A 19,965-nucleotide genomic window follows, 5' to 3' on the forward strand; every position below is an offset into this window, starting at 1 on the left:
TAAATTACGCAGATAATTTATTCATTTTTTTTTACATTATTAATTACTATTTTATTTACAGTATTAATAACAATATATTTTCCATATTTAATTACTAAGGACCGCAAAATAAAATAATGTTTCTTTTCAATAAAAAATAAACTCCTTTCTGAGTTGATTTGTTGCACTTCGATTACAAAATTCATAAATAAAAGTTTTGAACAAAAAAATCAAAGTCAAAGTTTTAAAGCTTGAAAAAATCGTAAGTTTTTAAAATTTTCCTTACCTATTCATTATTATTTTCATTATCACTTAAAACATTATTAATTTGTGTTTTAATTCGTTCACGACGTTTTCCTTCTGCTTCCTTTGCTGTTTGCTCTTCAATTTCTAACATGCGTGATAAATAAGGATTACGATTAGTATAATATTCTTTAACGTGGTTCATATCTGGTTCAGAATCACTGTTTCGTAAATCATGCAATTTCTTATGATATCCTGATACATTTTGTGATAATGGTTTCCGGCGACGAAGAAACTGATTATTTAAATTATTTTCTTGTAAATTAAGTAGCGTTTTAAATCTAACTGCTCCCGCTTTTGTTGAATTATGTTGGATTAATCGACAGCGTTGCTCTAATGGCATATATTCAGAAAAATTATCATCAATATGATAAGCTTCAGCAACTGCATTGCGAATCTGTTCATTAATTTCTCTTTGCTCTTCAATTCCTTCAAACATTGTTGTTTGCTCATAATCATCAACATTATGTTGTGGCATTCGATTACGAATTTTTTCTTTAATTTGTTCTAATTTTACTTTTAACTCAGCTGTTCTATCACCAAAAATATTTGTTCCACTTTTTCGTGGCTTTAATAAAAATGATACAGTTTGTGCTGTTGGTTCAGATAATTTATTTTTAGTTTTTAAAGTTGATGGAATAATTTCTTTATTTGTAACTGGATCATATTTATGAAAATATGGTTCAATGTTATTTTTTTCAAAAGACAAAATTTTTTCTTCAGTAATATTAATTTTCACTAACTCCGCCTTCTTCTCACTCACCCGCTGAGCAATAATATCCTCAATCGAAGTTATGGAACTAATTTCTTTTTGTTGTTTATATGAATGCGACATATTAACTTTAAATTCATCAGCACCATCTAATTTTTTTCCATATAAAGGTGAAATAACTTCACATAACGATGTTAAAGAAGATTTATTCTTATTATTTTCAATTGTAATTTTTTTGTTTTCATTTTGATATTGTTTTTGTTCATGTTTTAAATGAGGATAAGCATCATCATGATTATAATAAGACTCTATTTTATGGTTTTTATTTTCACTCATCATGAAAACCCCCTTTATTTACATATATTATAAAACATTTCTTATTTTTTAACTAGTCGATTCGAAGCAATATTACTCCGCCCAACCTTTGCTTGATCAACACCATTTAATTGAACAGCATCACCAGTAAAGACAATATTAATTTTTGCCAACGATTCACCAACACCATAAATATCAACAGGAACACCTTCTTTTTCAAAATCCTGGATTTTTTGAACATTAAATCCTGATGAAACAATAATTTTAATATGTTGATATACTACTGTATCATCTAGAGCTTTACGTAAAGCACGAATTAAGTGTTTATTAACACCATTAATTTCACTACTTGGATACTTTTCTTCTTTTCCAAGAAAATATTTATCGATTAATGATTGAGAAGTATCAACACGAACTGCATATAAATTTGAAAATGCACGTGCTACTTGCAAAGTATCAGTAATAACATCATTATTATAATCAACTAAAGCCACTAATTTATCAGTTGGATAAAACTTTTGATAAGCTTTCAAAGCTGCAATTAAATCACCATTAAAAGCTTGGATTAAAGCATGCGGAACAGTGCCCGTAGTTTCATAATTACCAACTAATTTTGTTAATTGTGCTGTTGTAACAAAATTAGTTATTCCACCAATTTTTGCAGCATAACCATCATTTTCTTGATTATAATAATAATCACTACGATCATTCATATATATCAATGGCTTATTATTAGCTACTTGTAATACACGATAACAATTTGTTGCAATACTTGTTTGTCGGGCTAAAATACCATCAATAATACCTTCTAAATGGCCAAACTGATAATAATGCCCAGTTACTTTTAAAACTGGTTCATTAGCTTGAATTAAATCGCCATCCGTTAAGGCAGTGATTTCTAAACTTTCCGCATTAAAAGCTTCTGTTTTTAATAATTCAACACATTCATTGACGCCTGCTAGAATAACATTTTCTTCACGTTGAAAAAACTGCATTGTTATTAAATCATTTGGTTTTTCATTTTTTAAAATATTTGCTGTTTTTAAAAAATAAATTGCACTATAATACCCTGCCTTAATTTTGCCCATTCATAATATTCCTTTCAAAAACTATTTCCCAAATGATATTGTTGCTTTGATAATAACATAATTTTTTTACCAATAATAGTAGTAATTGGTAATTCCAATTCGAGTTCAGAACAAAGCATTCCATTTGAAATGATTCTTAGTAATTCACTAGGAACAATTTTTAAACCTTAATGCATAATTGCCCCAACACGCGCAACAACAACCAATTGGCCAATATCACAATTATCAGCTCCACAAATAATTTGTTCAATTGATAAACCAATATCTAGTTGACAAATATTTAATTTATCTGAATTATGATGTTTTTTACGCTCAAGAATTTTACCAAAAATAAATTGTGGTTGTTGATTAATATTAAAAGAATAATCTTTTTGTTTAAAAATACCTCCTAACTCTGCTAATAAAACAGAATTATCACTATTAATTTCTAACTTTAAAGATGTTGTTAAATGTTTACTAGCATTTAATAAATTAAACCCACAACATTGGTGACTTTAATTATAAAAAATAAGACATAATCATTATTAATAACATAATTAACTACATCAGGTGTTGATTCATATCCCATTAAAACATCAAAGCCTTGATTATAAAATAAACCAATTGTTTTTGTTCCCATTTTTAATCCTTATTACTTAAATTAAATCCTTTAATTTTTGTTTCATCTAAATATTCAATAATTGTTGTTACTAACTTAATTGTTTTATTAAAGTCATCTAAATCAATGATACCACTAATTTTATACAAATTACGGGCAATTAAACACGCTTGAATAGTTGGAATACCAGCTGTTGTTAAATTAACAGCTCCAGCATCAGTTCCTCCTGGCAAAATATAAAATTGATATTTTATTGCATGTTCTTTCATCAATTTAAGTTGATATTGAATTAAATCATAACGCGTATTCGTAACATTACACCTTGCCCTAATTGACCAAAAGTTGTTGTTGATTAATAATAATGGATATGAGCAAGTTGTTTTTATGGTTATCCAAATTAATAGTAAAGGTTTAGTTCGTATTAATCCATTAGTAGGTATTTGAGAACAAGCATTATTAGCTAAACGAGTAAAGTTATTAAAAGATGATGGAACGTTTTTGATTGGTACTATTTTAGCAATTGTACCGCATTTGTTATTACCAGAAGCTCGATTAAAACCAACGCCAATTGCTAATATGTTAATTGATTTTGGTTTTTCTTCACAAGCATAAGCCTATAAAGCTGGAATTCGAGAAGGAAATTTTGTAATTTGTTAAAGTCCAACAGTTTTCTTAAATAATAAACGATTATTATTAAAAGCAATTAATAACTGAATGGGTGTTATTTTATGATTAGAAGTTTTAGAACAAGTTAAAAATAAACAATTAGACTATGATTTATATGTTGGTTTTAGTGTGCAAGAAGAAGCTGGAACTCGCGGTGCTAAAACAGCGACAGCATTAATTAATCCTGATTTTGCAATTGTAACTGATGTTTCACCAGGCCATATGGTCCAAATGCTTGTAAAATAGTCTAATACATTTTTTCTGTTCAGTAGTAATTTCATTGTTATCTTCCTTTCATCCTTGAAATTATTATATCAAAGTTTATAATTAATATATTGTTAAGACGTTAACAATACTTTAACTTAGATTCAATGGTACTTAAGGGATAGAAATAAATGGAGGAAAAATATGCGCAAAGTTGCATTAATAATCGACTCATCGTCTGGAATTAAGAAAGACTATTTAAAAAAATATGAAGATACTTATTTATTACCATTATTACTAAATTTTCCAGATGGAAGTGAAGTGGAAGATGACGAAGATGTTATTTCATTTAATGAATTTTATGATATTTTAGAACATCAAGTTATCAAAACTAGTCAAATTCAAATGGGAAAAATGTTAAGTACTTGAAACGAATTGTTAAAAAAATATGAAGGCATTGTTTTTATGGGATTATCAAAGGGGCTATCTGGTCAGCATGAAAATATTTCAATGTTAGCTCAAGGCGATGAATATAAAAACAAAGTCTTTGTTATTGATACTGACGGGGTAAGTCAACTGCTAGTATATATGATTAATCTAGTATATCAATGAATTGGAGAAGGAATTGAATTAACAAAAATTCAATCAAAAATTGATTTAATTAAAACAAAAGTTAGCGCCTTTATTATCCCAAAAAGTTTGGAAACTTTAAAACGCGGGGGTCGAATTACAGCGGCAGCGGCAGCTTTAGCATCGTTTTTAAAGATAACCCCTATTTTGAGATATGATGGTCGCATTGATAAATTTGATAAAACTAGAACATTTAAAAAAGCTGTTGAAACAGCTTTAGGACAAATAAAAAAAGAACGGAAAAATTGAAAAAACATTATTTTATTGCATTCAAAAACAGACGATGAAACATTAAAAGAAGTTTACAATATTATTGAAGACGCTGGTGCTAAAATTACTTCAACATACATTTTGCCAAATGTTATAGCAGCTCATACAGGAGCAAATACGATTGTGCTAGTATGTTGAGATGAATAAAAGGAGGTACAACCAATGAGTAAAAAAATTGCAATCTTAACTGATTCATCAGCAGGTTTCACAACAGCAGAAATAAAACAATTAGGTATTCATGTTATTCCCTTACACATTATTTTAAATAATGAAGTTGATATCTTAGATACGGAAGAAGAAGCAGCAAAACATAATTTTTATGAAGTTGTTCAAACAGGAACAACAAAAACAAGTCAAGCATCAACTGGTGAATTAATGGTTAAATATGACGAAATTTTAAAAACATATTATGAAATTATTCATTATCCAATTGCTGAGAAACTTTCAAGCCAATATGCAACTGCTTATCTTTTAAGTCAAGATAAAAAATATAGTGGAAAAGTTCATGTTGTTCGTAATCATACAGCAGCTTTTGCTTTAAAAACATTAATAATTTATGCTAATGAATTAACAAAACAAAATCTTAGTGTCGAAGAAATTATTGCAAAAACAAATGAACTTGAGAAAAAAGCATATATGGCAATAATTCCTGGTAGCTTAGATCGTTTAGCAAAAGGTGGACGTGTTGGAAAAGTTTTATTATCATTAATTAACTTATTTAAAATTAAAATTTTAATTCAATGAGGAGAACATCCTAAAAAAATTGCCTCATCACGAACTTTAAATAATTTAATTGAAACTTTAGTTGAAACATTAGAAAAATTTAAAAAAACAGTTAAAATAAACTTTCAATTATTTGTTTTAAAAACAAGTGAATGTTCTAGCAAAGTTTGAGATAATGTTACACAAAAATTAAATGAATTAAAAGTTACTTACCACACCGAAAATTTAGCTAATATCTTTGTTGCACATGCAGGGTTAAACACAATTGCTTTTGTTGGTGTTCCACAAATTAAATAGTAATAAAAAATCATTTCTAATATTAGAAATGATTTTTTATTTTTTCATCATTAAATGGCGGAAGTAAAGAGATTCGAACTCTTGCATGGATCACTCCATCTAACGGTTTTCGAGACCGCCCCCTTCAACCAGACTTGGGTATACTTCCACTGTTTAAACTGGCAGGGGTGACAGGACTTGAACCCACAACGTACGGTGTTGGAGACCGCTGTTCTACCATTAAACTACACCCCTAAATCCTTTTTAAATCATAACATAATAAGATAAATATGGCAAAATAAAAAGTATTTCCATACTTTCATCTTTTTATGTTATGGCAGGGGTAGCAGGACTTGAACCCACAACACCCGGATTTGAAGTCCGGTGTTCTACCAATTGAACTATACCCCTAACAAGATAAATTAAGCGTCTAAATTGGCACTTAATCATTTTAACAAAATAATAGAAAATAGCAAATAATTTTATTTATTTTCTTCATTGAAGTACTCTTCAAATTGAAGTGGTTCATATTTTTTATTATGGCACTGATCACAGATTCCATGCCCTTCAATTTTAAAATAGACTGGTTCTCAATTAATATTTGTCATTACATCTTTTAAATTATCTAACTTAATTTCATGTAAAATATTCGTATCTTTAATATGAACAACATTTTTACAAATATCACAAACCATATGAAAGGATGGGTTTTCTGCTAAATCATATCAAATTTGTTTACCATCAAAAGAATTTGTAAAAACAATATGCTCACTAATTAATAAATCAATTGTGTTGTAAACTGACATTAAATTAACATTTTTAAATTCTTGTTCTAATAATGTTACAATTTCAGTTAACGTTAAATGTTGCTTTTCTGATAAAATTTTAATAATTGCTAACCTAATTTCAGTAATTCGGTAATTTTTACTTTTTAATAACTGTACAATCCCGTCATATGATAATGCCATTGCCACCAGCTCCTTTATTTTTTAATTTCTTTAATAACTTCAACCAAATCTGCAACTGTTTTAATATCCATTAATTTATCATCTGGTATTTGAATTCCACATTTTTTCTCAGCCTCAATAACTAAATCCATCAAATCTAATGAATCTAATCCTAATGTTTTAAACTCCGTATTTAAATCAATTGGTTTAGAAATTCCACGTTCTTTTAAAACTTTTTTAATTTCATCTAGCACATTCATTTAAAATTCCTCACATTCTCTTAATAATTAATATAATTATAACAAGTTTAACAATAAAATAATAGCATTTATTAGTTTAAGCTTTCTAATGTAAACTTCCAAGCTTGATATAATTGTTGTTCATTATGATAATTATAGACAATTATTGTTTTGAATAACTAATTTTTTCATTACTATAATATAAACTAAGATAACTTGTTGGATGATAAAAAAACATCATTTTCGGAATTCAACATTTTAAAAAATAATAATGAAAAAGAATATTATCAAAATAATATTCACTATATACATAATTAATTTTTGTTAGTAATTTTCTAGCATATAAAACAAATTTTTGTTCTGGTTGCAACTCAACATTCTCATCGTCTTTATTAAAAATACGTAAATTAACTTTAGGTTTATTATTACTAATTAAAATATTTTTATAAACACAAATAAAAATAGCACTTAAAAAAACTAACATTTAGAACAAAAAACCAAGAATAATAACTAATCTTTTATTAAAAATTTTTTTCATCTGCAACTAATTTTTGCTCCACAAAAAAATCAAATTCAAATTATGTTAATAAATCTTGATTAAATTCTTTATTATAATAATTAGGTAATTGTTGATTAATAATGCGATAAGTCATTGTTAAGCATTTAAACCAATTTGAATTAACAAAAAAGTATTATTAACATTTATTTTAGGAATAATTGGTTTAAAAATAAAGATTGCATAAAAAAGATTGGGGTATAAAAATATAAAGAAATTAAATAAGAATAATTAAACCATTTACTAAAATGGTTTTTTTATTTGAAAAACCTAAAATAACCGTTCCCTTTAAAAAATTTGAAGAATTTGGAACAAAGTGTCAAAAAATCGGAAAAAAAATTAAGCACACATATTACAATACCGATTTTAGCAATTAAAGGAATTTTAACAAAAACACTTTTATTAGGAATGGCAAAGCATCCAATTCTTTATGGTGTTTTAGTTAGTTTGTCTGCCTTAGCTGCTGGTGGGGTATGATTATATAATAAATTTAATAAACCACCACAAAACATTAACCAAGAAAGCCAAACTAATAACTATAATAAAATTAAAAATAAAAATGAATTTAAACCAACAATTATTATTTAAGGAGAAAATGATAAATAACGAGCTGAAAAAATAATTTAATATATATACATGTAAAATTTGATGAAAGATATTTATTTGAAGATTTATTATTTTCTAATGCTTGTAAAAAGAAAAATGGAACAATTAATATGTCATAAATAGCACGACAAACAAATCGTGGAATTAATACTGTTAAAAGAGAAATTAAGCGATTTAAAAAAATAGAAGATTATACAGCAGTTGAATCACATAAAGACTATTATAAAAAACGAAAAAAATGTATTAAAAAACTACCTGAATTTACAGAAGAACAATTAAATTTTATTAAAATTAGACTTAATAAATATCGTGATACACCTGAACAACTTATTTATCGTTATTTTTTAAAATTTGGTGTTAAATTTCCTGCTTGTGTTAAAAATTTTTATAAATGAGTTCGTTTGGGTGAGTTTGGATTAAAAAAAGAAAATTTACGTCATCGTGGTAAAAAATATAAAAAAAAGGGAAATCTGATAATCGTGGTCAATTAACTAATTTTAAATCATGCATCGTGTACAATGCAGCCGTAAAAAATAACTCTTGTTTAATGGTTGTTTTTTTATTTAAAAACAACCATTAAAAGGAGATGAAAAAAAAATATGTCTAAAAATACTTTTATTAAATGTAGTAAATGTGGAACACCAAAGCAGTTTCATACAGTTAACCATCGTGAAAAAACAGAGTGATTTGAAGATGTTTATTACACTGAATATTAAAATTTTGTTTTTTTAAAACCTTAAATTTTATAAAACAACTCTAAAAATTAAATATATTGGCTCTACAAGTGTTTAATTTATAATTACATATTTTTTAGGGAAGGTTCCCCAACAAGGCATTTCCGCCGGCATGAAACCATTAGAGCTGTTAACTTGTTTTTTGCGATTTTGTAAATTAATGACTTTGATTAAGATAGACGCGTAGTGGTGCATTCATAACTATTAATTGCAAGAAGAAAAATAAAATCGTGTGCGTAGAGGATGAATAACTTTTAAGAACTGGACAAGGATTTCTTAATTAATCTACTAGTGGGGACTTGATGAGGAGGTACTTAATACTACAAGTAACTACAAAATGTAGAACATTGTAGTACTTTGTAGTTAATTGTAAAAAGGAGAATTTAAAAATGACTATGAAAAAGAAACTTTGTTTAAAAAAAGATATTGAGGATATTGTTTTAAATGTTATCAAGAAAATAAATTAAATGAATTAATGTGTAAAAGTTACCTGGTTTCACAAGATGAAATTACTGATGAACATTGAGCATTAAATACTAGAAAGAATTAAGAGGAATTAAATTATGAAAAAATATAAATACTTATTATTATCAAAAGATAAATTTGGATTTAATACTCAGTTTTTTTATACATATATTGAAGCAGAGCTTACTGCTAAAAATATATTTTACAGTGAAAAAACTATTATTAATTTAGAAAAAATTGAATGGCAAGGAGAATAAATAATATGTATAAAGATGAAAATGGAAATATTTATACTGAAGAAGATTTATTTAATGAAGCATTAGAAGAATGTCATTCAGAAGAGAGTGCTTATGACTATATTGAGACATTAATTGAAGAAAAGAATTTGGAGGAATTATAAAATGAAAACATTAAAAGATATGATTGCGGACTTAACAGGAGTTAATGTTAAGCAAAAAAAAATAAATATTTAGAAAGTGAAAAATTAGATTTAAAAGATGCTGATTTATATGGTGCTGATTTACGCTGTGCTTATTTAGAAGATGCTAATTTATGTGGTGCTGATTTAAAAGGTGCCGATTTAGAAGGTGCTGATTTAAAAGGTGCTGATTTAGAAGGTGCTAATTTAAAAGATGCTTATTTATGTGGTATTAAAATCACAAAAAAACAATTAGAACAATTAGATATTATTTAGGAGGATTAATAATGACTATAACAGAATCAATTAAATTTGATAAATTACAAGAAGAAAATGAAGCACTTAAAAAAGAACTTGCCGAATTAAAACAACAACAATTATATAAAGAAGATTTTGATGAATATTGTCAATATGTAAATGGTCGAAGAGAAGATACTTTTATTATAAAAGATAAATCTTTATTTTGATCTAAAATTTTAGTATATGCTTTTGTAAATTGAGCAAATGATGACATAGAAACATGTACTACTAAATCATCTTTTGAAGTACCAAACATTAATGCATTTATTTTTTGTACTAAATTAATTGCAGTATCATTTATTTTATAAAATGTTTGTTGGGCAGAATCTGCATCTGTTGGATAAGGTTTATAAGTAAATGATTTAGATAAATGATCATTAACACTACTAAATGTAATTTCTTGAAATAAAAACTTTTTATTATCAAAAGGATCATAGTAATCTGTAATATTAGAAATATATAATCATTGAATAGATTGATTATATTCATAAGTATTAATATTTTCTCCACCAATATTTTCATTATTTTTATTTAAAACAACATAAAGGTTTAATTCATCATTTTGATCAAATTGTTTATCTGTTGATAATAAGGTATATTGGCGTTGAGTTGAAATACCTTGAAAAATAGGATCAGGAGTTCCTTGTGAAGAAAAATATGCACCACTAGTACTATTTTGTAAATATGCTTCATACATATCACCACGATTAGTAGGGTAATGCATTGGATTAATAATTTTAGTATAAAAATTATCAGCATCTTTAAAATCTTTTTGTTCAGTACCTTTATTAACTTGTTTTAATTTAAAAGCATTTTTTCATTAAGCAATAATTGTAGCATTACCAGTAATAGCAAGTGTAAAATCTGAATAATCTTGAGGAATACTATTAATTGGTTTATAACCACTTGTAGTTAATGGAATAACTCCATTTGTAATAACAAAAGGGAAAATAAATCATTTATCTAATTCTTGTATTTTACGCTTAATAACTTTACTATCAGTAGAAGCCATTCGCATTGCAGTATATAATACTTGATTATTAATTTGTATTAATTCTTTATTATTTTTGTTTAAATTCATCTTTTATACCACCTGTATTTTTATTTTCTTCATTATCATTTTCTAAATCAAATTTAGAATTAGTTTCTAATTGTGCTTTATCAATTTTTTCAACTTTTTTTATAGCAAAAGTCATTGGAATACTATCAACAATATGAATATATTCTGCTCGAGACATTGTACCATTTTCTAATCTTGTATTATTTGTATCAACTAAACGCATTTGGTCAATAATTCCTGCTGGTTTAAATTTTAATGAGTAAGGGCGTTCAATTCTATCTCAATTATTATTTTCATTAATTCAATATTTATGAAATATTCATCAACAATCAAATAAACGATATAAATAATCTAATAAAAAATCTTGTCATACTGCTTGTGATTCAATATCTTCTGCTTGCATAATTAATGTTTGATTTTGATTAGTATAAGTTCCTTGTTCATCTGCTTGTCAACTTAAACCAATTCCACGAAATACAATTTTTAAAATATGATCAGTATCTAAATTATAATCATTTGAATTATATTGTCCTTGAGTATAATTAACAGTTGAATTACCACTTTTTTCATCATAATTAGCATTTACATTTTGAATAACAAAATCACTTTCATAATCATTTCAAGATTTTTTATTATTTTTTACAGCAGTAATTTCATCACTATTTGCTTGAATATAACCTCTAGCACGACTAAATCTTCTTGTTTTCTTTTTAATAAATAAATTATCTTGTAAATCTTCAATTAATCACATAGTAGGAAAAATATCAGGATAAGCACTTAACATTGTACTTGATGCTTGACCTTGTAAATTAGCTTTAATAAAATTAGGAATTTGAATTAATGGAAAACGACCCAATTTATTAATATATGTTTTTTTTCAATTCTTAAACTTTTATCTATTTTTCCACTAGTTACTCCTGCTTGAGTATTTTTATCATTAGGATATGAATCAATTTGAATATATTTATCATTAATAATGACATGAAAAATATAACCAGTATCATCTTGATTTGGTAATATTCAAATATCTGCTGATTGTTCTTCTTCATTAATTTTAGAAATAAAATTAGTAAATAATGCTGTTCCTAACATAACATCTAAATCATTATCTTTTGTTTCATATATAAACATAACAGCAACACCTAATAATGATTTAGTTCAAGACATTTTAATTAATTTTTCATATATTTTCTTTTTATGATATCAATTTTGTCAATGTATTAATGCTTTTTCATCTTCACTATCACAAATTATTCCTCTTCCTATTTCCATTCTTACTTTTCTTTGTGCAACAATTAAAGGCACATTTATTTTTCAATCACGATTATTAAATGATAATCAATTATTTATATTATTATTCATTTTTATTTACTCCTAATCTAGCAAAATGACAAATTAATATCTTACTGTCTTTTTCTACTTTATCTACTTTTAAAACTTTATAATCATTTTTATATTTATAAACAAAAATATTATTTTTAGGAACATTCTTTTTATATTTCCCAATAATTTTATCCATATCAATTATATATATATATATATATATATATATATATATATATATATATATATATATTAAACATACTCCCTTATTAATCTATTAGTTGATGATTGAACAATATCTCTAATATATTCACTTAATGCATAATAATCAGCATCAAATTCATCATCATATAAATCTACTATTTCTTCTTTTCCACCATTTGGTTTTTCTTTTCATTGAATCATTGGATATTCTGTATTACTTTCTTCTAATATTAAATCATGGGTCATTTTATCAGTAGTCATTAATGCAAGAAATGAATTAACTCTATTAGTAACATTTCATATACTTTTATCAACTTCTTCAAATCTTAATAATGTACCATATTTATATTTTCTTTTTTCCTTATTAAGAACATCAATAAATGCTTTTCCACCACCACCATAATCAACATTAATAGTTAAACCATTTTCAATAAAAATAGTACTATTCTTTAAACTAGATAAATAAAATTGAATTATATCATGTGCTTGTTCAAATACATTTCTATGTTCCATAGTTGCATTAGAGTGAGTATATTTACCTATTTTATGTACTTTTTTAAAGTTGAATTATATACTCATAAACTAGCACTTGTTTTATGTGCATTTGGACTATCTGCTTGAGCATAATCAAAACCAGCAATAATTTTATCAAAAGTTCAAGTTAATTTAGTAAATTTAAGATATTCGGCAAATACAGCACCTTGTACTTGTCCAGGTAATCCTCAACTTCATACTCTTGCTCTTGATGGTCATCTTCTTTCCATTTCTAATTGATCTCTTACAATATCATTACTTAAATAAGTATTAAGTCTTCAACTAGAATAATGAATAATTATAGTTTTAGTAAACTTTTTATCTTTTTCATAATAATTAATTTTAAATTTACCTATTTGATCATATTTTAATCGCATTAATTGTTCATTAAATGGCATTATTTCATTACAATATTTAATAATATATCTTCCTAATGATTCAGGATTAGATGAATTAATAATAAATTTTCTTTTAGCACCACTAATGTAAAAGAATTCTCTGATAAATTAACTTTATAATTAATATTCATAACATTAAGAGTATTTTGAATATTTTTAAATACTCCATTTCTAATATCTTTATTCATTTTCATAACAGCAATAATAAATATTGGTTTATTAACTAATAATGATATTGCACAAGACTTACCAATTGGATTATCTTTAATTGCAAATGTTTTAGCACTATAACGACTTCCTATTTCATTATATTCATCAGCAGGATTATATATTTCTTTTCAAGGTGCATTAGGAATATTTTGTTGATAAAACCATCTTGGTATTTCATCTAAATGTAAAAAGTGTTTAAGCATCTTTAATTACCTCATTTATTTTAGGTAATTCTTCTTTATCAAATTGAATAACAATATTAGAGTTAGAAAAATTTATATCTTTAACATATTTCTCAACATATAACTTTTTACCCCCGCCATATTTGTCATTTAATAAAGCCAATTCCAATTCTATTTCTAATTTATTTATCATATCTTCAATAAAATCAGCAGTTTTTGCATCAATTTCATCTTTTCAATTATTAAATGGTAGTTTTAAATAGTATAAATATGCTCTTTTATTACTTAATTTGTCTCCTTTTTTCCTCAAAAAGTCCTTAGTTTTCCCTGAAATAGTCTTAAAAGTTACCATTTTTTACTCCTTTTTGCATATTAAAATTGCTATTATTTAAACAATATGGTTAAATAAAAGAGTATAAAACAAACTTATCAAACTTATCAAGTATTAAACACCTATCAAAATGTATTAAAGAACTTAATATTATTTTTATTATGTTTATTTTACATCAAAATAAAAAGAAAGTAAACTTAATTACTTTCTTTTTATTGATATAAACAGTTTTAAGAGACAAAACTTACTACTTGTTTACATTATAATTTTATAACTTTAAAAATAATTGTCAATATTTTTTTAAAAAATAGTGTATAAATAACTTTAAAAAGATTGGAGACAAAATATATGAAAGATTATACACATGTAAAATATGATGAACGAGATTTATTTGAGGATTTATTATCTTCTAATGCTTGTAAAAAGAAAAATGAAACAATTAATATGTCAGAAATAGCAAGAAAAATAAATCGGAGTGTAGATACTGTTAAAAGAGAGATTAAGCGATTTAAAAAGATAGAAAATTATATAGCAGTTGAAGCACATAAAGACTATCAGAAAAAGCGAAAAAAATGTATTAAAAAACTACCTGAATTTACAGAAGAACAGATTAATTTTATTAAAATTAGATTTAATAAATATCATGATTCTCCAAGAGAATTAATTTATCGTTATTTTTTAAAATTTGGTGTTAAATTTCCTACCTGTGTTAAAACTTTTTATAAATGAGTTCGTTTAGGTGAATTTGGATTAAAAAAAGAAAATTTACGATATAGGGGTAAAAAATATAAAACAAAAGGAAAAAAAGAAAATCGTGGTCAATTAACTAATTTTAAGTCAATTTGAAATATTGAAAATAAACTTTCTAATGTTTGATGATTTGAGATGGATACTGTGGTTGGAAAAGACCATCAATCTAGTTGTTTAGTTTTAGTAGAACAATCAAGTAGAAAATATTTTGCAATAAAATTAGAAAATCATACTTCTAATGAAGTTTTTGAAAAGTTTAAAGAATTAGTTAAAGTAAATAATTTAATTGGGAAAATTAAAGGCGTAATAACTGACAGAGGAAAAGAATTTTATAAATGAAGAGAATTAGAAATATTCGCTGAAACACAAGTATATTTTTGTGATGCTGGTAAACCTCGTCAAAAACCTTTAATTGAATATATGAATAGTGAATTAAGACATTGATTTCATAAGGGAACTGATTTTAATAAAGTTAGTCAGAAACGATTAAATTGAGTAGTTAATGATGTAATTAATGAAAAAATACGGCCCTGTTTAAATTGAATAACTGCAAAAGAAATGTTTTTGCAGAATATATAAACAACAAATATTTAAAAATGTACATTAATTCATAAAATATGTCATTAAAATAATAAAATATGTATTTATTAATTAAATTTAATAAATTCTTTTTAGTGTGCTTAAATATGATTAAATTAAGTTATATTTATAAAATATTTTAATTTTTTAAAAAATAGTTGCATTTATTTTAAATGATGTTATCATCAAATTAACAAGAGACAAAATTTGCTGCTTGAATATACTTGATGCAAATTATAAACTGCTAATGGCTATTCAATAAAATTTTGATTAAACAAAAAAATTTTAAAAACCTCCTTTACAATTGAAATTTATCAAAAATAAAAGATATTTCCTTGTTATTAATAAGCTCGCGCAAAATAAACTAAATTAGTTGCTGGTTGTCCGCAATGAAAACAAGTTGTTTTTTTTGTTGAAACATCAAATGGAATACAACGTGAAGTTGTTTGTGTTTCAGCTTTAATTGTATCTTCGCACTCAATGCGACCACAAAACGGCACTAAAAATAAACCATTCATTTTTGCTAAAGTTTTTTTATACTCTGAATAATTATCGATTTTTTTTGTCCGTTGATGACGATTATCCAAAGCTCTTTGGTATAAATTTGTTGCAATTTGATCTAATAAATCAGAAACTACTTTTTCAATTTCTGTTCAGGAAACAGTAATTTTTTCAAAAGTATCACGCCGAGCAATTATAACTTGTTGTTGTACTAAATCACTAGATCCAATTTCAATTCGCAATGGAATTCCCTTAATTTCCGCATTAGATGCACGAAACCCAAAACCTTTGTCTGATTGATCAATTTCACAACGATATTTGTGCAATTTTTTTTGTAGTTGCTCAACTGCAAATAATTGATCATCATTATCATTATTAATTGGTAAAATCATAATTTGAATTGGTGCAATTTGCGGTGGTAATACTAGTCCATTATCATCACTATGTGTCATAATAAGTCCTCCTATCAAACGCGTTGAAACCCCTCACGATGTTGAGTAAGCATATTCTAAAATATTTTTTTGATTTGAAAATTTAATATCAAATGCTTTAGAAAAATTTTGACCAAAATAATGACTAGTCCCACATTGTAAAGCTTGACCATCATACATTAATGATTCAATCGTATAAGTTTCTTCTGCTCCAGCAAATTTTTCACGTTCTGTTTTTTGCCCTTTAATCACAGGTAATAATAAAGTTTTTTCTGCAAAAGTAGCATAAATATCTAAAATTTTTAAAGTAAATTGCTGTGCTTCTTGTTTTGAGCTATGAATTGTATGCCCCTCTTGTCATAAAAATTCACTTGTACGTAAAAACGGACGGGTCGTTTTTTCTCAACGTAAAACATTAACTCATTGATTATATAACAGTGGTAATTCATGATAACCTTGGATTTCTTTACTAAAAAAGGTTCCAAAAAGAACTTCTGATGTTGGTCGAATGTATAATTCTTCATCTAAGACTTTATTTCCAACTTTTGTTACTGTTACAATTTCTGGTGAAAACCCTTCAATATGTTCTTTTTCTTTATTAAAAAGAGTTTTTGAAATTAGTAAAGGAAAATAAACATTTTTTACACCATTTTTTTTAAATTCAGCATCTAAAATTTTTTGAATATTTTCTCAAATTGCATATCCATAAGGTTTAAAAATAGTTGTTCCCTTAACTGGCCCATATGCAATTAAATCAGCATTTAAAACAATATCAGTATATCATTGCGCAAAATCAATTTCACGCAGAGTAATTTTCTTTAAGTTTCTCTTCATTCTTTACTTTTTTCTACCTTCTGTTAACACATTAGAAACATTTCCTTTTTCACCTTGAAAAATTTTAAGTTTTAAATTATTACTTTTAACATACATTTGAATTCGATTTAAATACTGATTATTTTTCATTAATATTCAGCGAATTGCTGTTGGTTTCACATCTTCAAAAACTTTTACACGACGGGTTACATCATCATATTCTCAATCTTTTTTTGTTAAATGAAATAAATTTTGAATATCAATTGCAATTACAGCAATTTGACTTGGATCAACTTTTTGCTCTGCAATTCAACTTCAAAAATAATGTCGAGTTGAATTATCTAATTCAAACTCTAAATGATCAGGTTTTTCTAAATATGTTCAAACAATATATTCACTTTCTTTTTCCAAATGAATATTTTTAACTGGCTGTATCCCAAATTCCAATTGTCGTAAAACATTACTAATATCAGTATAAAATAATAATGACTTAATTCGCTGGCGATTTAATTCTTTAATAATTTTGTGCGTTTTACGCCGTTTAAAACTAAAACCAGTTTTAATTTTACTATTATCATCTTCATCTTCAAACAAACTACTTTCTAAATTATCTGATGATGACAATGATTTTTTTTGTAATAAGTTATGCTTTTTTTCTGTTTGATGTTCATTTTCTTTGTCATCTTTATTTTTTAATTTATTAAATAGCATTATACCCCTCCTTCTTCACATATTAATTATACAAAAGATTATTATTAATATTAGCATTAACTTATAAAATTGGTGCGACTAATTTTAAACATGTTAACAATAGTCGATAACTCAAGGGTTTATATTTAATTGGTCATTCCTGTCATAAAATTGAATGTTCATAATCTCATTCTCAACGAGGAATAAAGCTTACAACTACCTCTGGATCATAAATAACTACTGTTGTTTGATGGTCAGAAAAGAAACTACGGTAATCTAAATTACAAGTCCCAATCACAGCAATATCATCATCAAAAATAGCAATTTTATTATGACTAAAAGTATTATTCATTTCATAAATTTTAACACCACTAGCAAATAAAGGTTTACAGTAACTTTTTGTTATATCTAAAACAAAAATTTTATCAGTCAAACCTGGAATTGTCAAACGAACATCAACTCCAGCACGTGCTGCAAGAATTAAAGCTTGAATAAGATCATCTGGTGGAATAAAATAAGGGGTTGATAATCAAACTCGTTTACTAGCTTTGTTAATTAATGAAATATATAGGTCTTTGGTAATTGAATGATCAATGCTAGGGCTATGATTAACAATTTGTAAATGTGATTTACCCTTTATATTGTATTGTTTTGGTGCTAAAATGGCTGGTTCTAAATCTGTGATTATTTCATGACGTTTAGTTGCAAAAAATCAGTCATCAGCAAAAATTACTTCCAAACCTCGAACCGCTTCACCTTCAATTCGTACTTGTGTATCATGAAAAATTCCAAACTTTCATGATTTATCAACATATAAATCGGTTAAATTAATTCCACCTGTATAACCAATTAAACCATCAATAATAACATCTTTACGATGATTACGATAATTGGCATTCCCACTAATAAAAGGTGTAATAATTGGTAAATATTTATGAACTCGAACACCAGCTTTAATTAATTTTTTAATACTTTTTTTACTAATTTTAAAGTAACTACCAACATGGTCATAAATCATATAAACCCGAACACCAGCTGCAATTCGCTCTTTTAAAACTGCTAAAAAAGATTCAAATAGTTCACCATCAGCAACAATAAAATAAGTTAATAAAATATATTGTTGTGCTTGTTGTAAATCTGTTAATAATGCTTTAAAAACACGTGTACCATTTGTAATTATTTTAATTTTATTATTTTGGTATAGTGGCTTATTCGCATGCCGCATTAATAATTCAATAACATTCCCAAATTTTTGATTAGGAGCAGTATATTTTATTAAACATGTCTTATTTTTTTTACAATAAGTATCATATTCTAATTTATTTAAATGATTGTACAATAATGATTTTTTATTTGAATAATGATATTTTCGACCAAAAAAAACATATGAACATAGACCAATAAATGGCACAAAATTAATAAAAATAATTCAAGAAAATTTAACTTCATAACGTCGTTTGGAAAAAAAGAAAAAGAATGAGAAAATTAAATCAATAATAATAATTCCTAAAAAAATATATAAGAATTTAACATTGAAAATAATAAAGACAACAAGTAACCCCATAATCGCCATACCAAATAAAAAAATCATTGATAAAATAATTTTTAATCAATTTTTCATTATTCTTCCCCTTTATTACACAATATTACTACTTTTATTATACCAATAATTTATAAAGAGTTATAAAAATTATTTATAACTCTTTATTACTTTTTTCGTTAAATGTAAATTAAATGGCGGAACAGGAGAGACTCGAACTCTCGCGCCGGTTACCCGACCTAACACCTTAGCAGGGTGCCCTCTTCACCAACTTGAGTACTGTTCCGTGGTGATACCTTATATATTATACAAAAGATATCATTTTAAACAAGAGAAAAAGATTATTTTTTTTTGTAGAAACCATATACATTTAAGACCAGTTCTATAGTC

Annotated in this window: 29 protein-coding genes, 4 tRNA genes and 2 pseudogenes; 10 read left to right on the top strand and 25 right to left on the bottom strand. The window is 25.6% G+C overall.

Annotated elements, in window-relative coordinates:
• Positions 1-17: 17 nt before the first annotated feature.
• The 6 genes from SKUN_RS09505 to SKUN_RS06615 all read right to left on the bottom strand — a co-directional run bounded on the left by SKUN_RS09505 (position 18) and on the right by SKUN_RS06615 (position 3,264).
• Complete coding sequence (locus SKUN_RS09505; RefSeq protein WP_158500818.1) at positions 18-185, bottom strand: hypothetical protein; 168 nt, start codon at positions 183-185, stop codon at positions 18-20.
• 80 nt (positions 186-265) lie between these two features.
• Positions 266-1,330: a hypothetical protein gene (locus SKUN_RS06600; RefSeq protein ID WP_053391353.1), complete on the bottom strand. Its 1,065-nt coding sequence runs from the start codon at positions 1,328-1,330 to the stop codon at positions 266-268.
• A gap of 41 nt (positions 1,331-1,371) precedes the next feature.
• A complete protein-coding gene (locus tag SKUN_RS06605; protein WP_053391354.1) occupies positions 1,372-2,397 on the bottom strand; it encodes a nicotinate phosphoribosyltransferase in 1,026 nt (341 codons plus the stop codon).
• Between the two features lie 167 nt (positions 2,398-2,564).
• Positions 2,565-2,867 carry a hypothetical protein gene (locus SKUN_RS11665; protein ID WP_327196290.1) on the bottom strand — a complete coding sequence of 101 codons (303 nt, stop codon included), beginning with the start codon at positions 2,865-2,867 and terminating at the stop codon, positions 2,565-2,567.
• On the bottom strand, positions 2,861-3,016 hold the full coding sequence (locus tag SKUN_RS10960) for a hypothetical protein (RefSeq protein ID WP_235511015.1): 156 nt from the start codon (positions 3,014-3,016) through the stop codon (positions 2,861-2,863). Before SKUN_RS10960 ends, SKUN_RS11665 begins: the two co-directional genes overlap by 7 nt.
• Positions 3,017-3,018: 2 nt before the next feature.
• Positions 3,019-3,264 (bottom strand): hypothetical protein, encoded by a 246-nt coding sequence (locus SKUN_RS06615; RefSeq protein ID WP_053391355.1) that lies wholly within the window; start codon positions 3,262-3,264, stop codon positions 3,019-3,021.
• A 115-nt stretch (positions 3,265-3,379) separates the two neighbouring features.
• On the opposite strand from SKUN_RS06615, the pseudogene SKUN_RS10965 reads away from it, so the two are divergent.
• The 3 genes and pseudogenes from SKUN_RS10965 to SKUN_RS06630 all read left to right on the top strand — a co-directional run bounded on the left by SKUN_RS10965 (position 3,380) and on the right by SKUN_RS06630 (position 5,785).
• Positions 3,380-3,907 (top strand): annotated as a pseudogene (locus tag SKUN_RS10965) (hypothetical protein).
• A 162-nt stretch (positions 3,908-4,069) separates the two neighbouring features.
• Positions 4,070-4,912 carry a DegV family protein gene (locus SKUN_RS06625; RefSeq protein ID WP_053391356.1) on the top strand — a complete coding sequence of 281 codons (843 nt, stop codon included), beginning with the start codon at positions 4,070-4,072 and terminating at the stop codon, positions 4,910-4,912.
• Positions 4,913-4,927: 15 nt separating this feature from the next.
• Complete coding sequence (locus tag SKUN_RS06630; protein WP_053391357.1) at positions 4,928-5,785, top strand: DegV family protein; 858 nt, start codon at positions 4,928-4,930, stop codon at positions 5,783-5,785.
• A 55-nt stretch (positions 5,786-5,840) separates the two neighbouring features.
• Here SKUN_RS06630 and SKUN_RS06635 read toward each other — a convergent pair.
• From SKUN_RS06635 to SKUN_RS06660, 6 genes are all read right to left on the bottom strand, one after another.
• Positions 5,841-5,933, bottom strand: a tRNA-Ser gene (locus tag SKUN_RS06635).
• 11 nt (positions 5,934-5,944) lie between these two features.
• Positions 5,945-6,019 (bottom strand) — tRNA-Trp (locus SKUN_RS06640).
• Between the two features lie 80 nt (positions 6,020-6,099).
• Positions 6,100-6,175: transfer RNA gene (locus SKUN_RS06645), tRNA-Trp, on the bottom strand.
• Between the two features lie 71 nt (positions 6,176-6,246).
• A complete protein-coding gene (locus SKUN_RS06650) occupies positions 6,247-6,732 on the bottom strand; it encodes a Fur family transcriptional regulator (protein WP_053391358.1) in 486 nt (161 codons plus the stop codon).
• A gap of 14 nt (positions 6,733-6,746) precedes the next feature.
• The gene (locus tag SKUN_RS06655) at positions 6,747-6,971 is read right to left on the bottom strand and encodes an acyl carrier protein (protein WP_053391359.1); all 225 of its coding nucleotides are present in this window, start codon (positions 6,969-6,971) and stop codon (positions 6,747-6,749) included.
• A gap of 142 nt (positions 6,972-7,113) precedes the next feature.
• Positions 7,114-7,434 carry a hypothetical protein gene (locus SKUN_RS06660; RefSeq protein WP_235511016.1) on the bottom strand — a complete coding sequence of 107 codons (321 nt, stop codon included), beginning with the start codon at positions 7,432-7,434 and terminating at the stop codon, positions 7,114-7,116.
• Between the two features lie 369 nt (positions 7,435-7,803).
• Between SKUN_RS06660 and SKUN_RS06665 the strand changes: the two genes are divergently transcribed.
• The 6 genes and pseudogenes from SKUN_RS06665 (at position 7,804) to SKUN_RS11845 (ending at position 10,005) form a co-directional block, all read left to right on the top strand.
• A complete protein-coding gene (locus SKUN_RS06665) occupies positions 7,804-8,094 on the top strand; it encodes a hypothetical protein (protein ID WP_144416782.1) in 291 nt (96 codons plus the stop codon).
• A gap of 38 nt (positions 8,095-8,132) precedes the next feature.
• Positions 8,133-8,617, top strand: a pseudogene (locus tag SKUN_RS11920) (IS30 family transposase); the annotation flags it as partial.
• A 638-nt stretch (positions 8,618-9,255) separates the two neighbouring features.
• Positions 9,256-9,396 (top strand): hypothetical protein, encoded by a 141-nt coding sequence (locus tag SKUN_RS09510; protein ID WP_158500819.1) that lies wholly within the window; start codon positions 9,256-9,258, stop codon positions 9,394-9,396.
• Positions 9,397-9,409: 13 nt separating this feature from the next.
• A complete protein-coding gene (locus SKUN_RS09515; protein WP_158500726.1) occupies positions 9,410-9,568 on the top strand; it encodes a hypothetical protein in 159 nt (52 codons plus the stop codon).
• Between the two features lie 5 nt (positions 9,569-9,573).
• Positions 9,574-9,711 carry a hypothetical protein gene (locus tag SKUN_RS09520; RefSeq protein ID WP_158500820.1) on the top strand — a complete coding sequence of 46 codons (138 nt, stop codon included), beginning with the start codon at positions 9,574-9,576 and terminating at the stop codon, positions 9,709-9,711.
• Positions 9,712-9,801: 90 nt separating this feature from the next.
• Positions 9,802-10,005, top strand: coding sequence for a pentapeptide repeat-containing protein (locus SKUN_RS11845; protein WP_408640751.1), 204 nt, complete (start codon positions 9,802-9,804; stop codon positions 10,003-10,005).
• Here SKUN_RS11845 and SKUN_RS06670 read toward each other — a convergent pair.
• The 9 genes from SKUN_RS06670 to SKUN_RS06705 all read right to left on the bottom strand — a co-directional run bounded on the left by SKUN_RS06670 (position 9,998) and on the right by SKUN_RS06705 (position 14,292).
• Positions 9,998-10,753 (bottom strand): hypothetical protein, encoded by a 756-nt coding sequence (locus SKUN_RS06670; protein ID WP_053391361.1) that lies wholly within the window; start codon positions 10,751-10,753, stop codon positions 9,998-10,000. The genes SKUN_RS11845 and SKUN_RS06670 overlap by 8 nt on opposite strands.
• Positions 10,754-10,849: 96 nt before the next feature.
• The gene (locus SKUN_RS06675) at positions 10,850-11,110 is read right to left on the bottom strand and encodes a hypothetical protein (RefSeq protein ID WP_053391362.1); all 261 of its coding nucleotides are present in this window, start codon (positions 11,108-11,110) and stop codon (positions 10,850-10,852) included.
• Positions 11,091-11,945: a hypothetical protein gene (locus tag SKUN_RS06680; protein WP_053391363.1), complete on the bottom strand. Its 855-nt coding sequence runs from the start codon at positions 11,943-11,945 to the stop codon at positions 11,091-11,093. Before SKUN_RS06680 ends, SKUN_RS06675 begins: the two co-directional genes overlap by 20 nt.
• Complete coding sequence (locus SKUN_RS06685; RefSeq protein ID WP_053391364.1) at positions 11,927-12,451, bottom strand: hypothetical protein; 525 nt, start codon at positions 12,449-12,451, stop codon at positions 11,927-11,929. The genes SKUN_RS06680 and SKUN_RS06685 overlap by 19 nt, the downstream gene beginning before the upstream one ends.
• Entirely contained in the window at positions 12,444-12,608 is a 165-nt protein-coding gene (locus SKUN_RS09525) for a hypothetical protein (RefSeq protein WP_158500821.1), read from the bottom strand. Before SKUN_RS09525 ends, SKUN_RS06685 begins: the two co-directional genes overlap by 8 nt.
• 56 nt (positions 12,609-12,664) lie before the next feature.
• On the bottom strand, positions 12,665-13,129 hold the full coding sequence (locus SKUN_RS06690) for a hypothetical protein (RefSeq protein ID WP_053391365.1): 465 nt from the start codon (positions 13,127-13,129) through the stop codon (positions 12,665-12,667).
• A 26-nt stretch (positions 13,130-13,155) separates the two neighbouring features.
• The gene (locus SKUN_RS06695) at positions 13,156-13,548 is read right to left on the bottom strand and encodes a hypothetical protein (protein WP_053391366.1); all 393 of its coding nucleotides are present in this window, start codon (positions 13,546-13,548) and stop codon (positions 13,156-13,158) included.
• Between the two features lie 32 nt (positions 13,549-13,580).
• Positions 13,581-13,961: a hypothetical protein gene (locus tag SKUN_RS06700; protein WP_053391367.1), complete on the bottom strand. Its 381-nt coding sequence runs from the start codon at positions 13,959-13,961 to the stop codon at positions 13,581-13,583.
• The gene (locus SKUN_RS06705) at positions 13,954-14,292 is read right to left on the bottom strand and encodes a hypothetical protein (protein ID WP_053391368.1); all 339 of its coding nucleotides are present in this window, start codon (positions 14,290-14,292) and stop codon (positions 13,954-13,956) included. The genes SKUN_RS06700 and SKUN_RS06705 overlap by 8 nt, the downstream gene beginning before the upstream one ends.
• 327 nt (positions 14,293-14,619) lie before the next feature.
• On the opposite strand from SKUN_RS06705, the gene SKUN_RS06710 reads away from it, so the two are divergent.
• Positions 14,620-15,600, top strand: a complete 981-nt coding sequence (locus SKUN_RS06710; protein ID WP_053391369.1) for an IS30 family transposase — start codon at positions 14,620-14,622, stop codon at positions 15,598-15,600.
• 341 nt (positions 15,601-15,941) lie between these two features.
• Here SKUN_RS06710 and proS read toward each other — a convergent pair whose 3' ends face one another.
• The 4 genes from proS to SKUN_RS06730 form a co-directional block, all read right to left on the bottom strand.
• Positions 15,942-17,366 (bottom strand): proline--tRNA ligase, encoded by a 1,425-nt coding sequence (gene proS, locus SKUN_RS06715; protein ID WP_053391370.1) that lies wholly within the window; start codon positions 17,364-17,366, stop codon positions 15,942-15,944.
• A 3-nt stretch (positions 17,367-17,369) separates the two neighbouring features.
• Positions 17,370-18,056 (bottom strand): hypothetical protein, encoded by a 687-nt coding sequence (locus tag SKUN_RS06720; RefSeq protein WP_053391371.1) that lies wholly within the window; start codon positions 18,054-18,056, stop codon positions 17,370-17,372.
• Between the two features lie 61 nt (positions 18,057-18,117).
• Positions 18,118-19,656, bottom strand: coding sequence for a cardiolipin synthase (gene cls / locus SKUN_RS06725; RefSeq protein ID WP_053391372.1), 1,539 nt, complete (start codon positions 19,654-19,656; stop codon positions 18,118-18,120).
• Positions 19,657-19,770: 114 nt separating this feature from the next.
• Positions 19,771-19,861 (bottom strand) — tRNA-Ser (locus SKUN_RS06730).
• Positions 19,862-19,965 lie beyond the last annotated feature (104 nt).

It is taken from the genome of Spiroplasma kunkelii CR2-3x (assembly GCF_001274875.1).
In the GTDB taxonomy this organism is placed as follows: Bacteria; Bacillota_I; Bacilli_A; order Mycoplasmatales; family Mycoplasmataceae; genus Spiroplasma; species Spiroplasma kunkelii.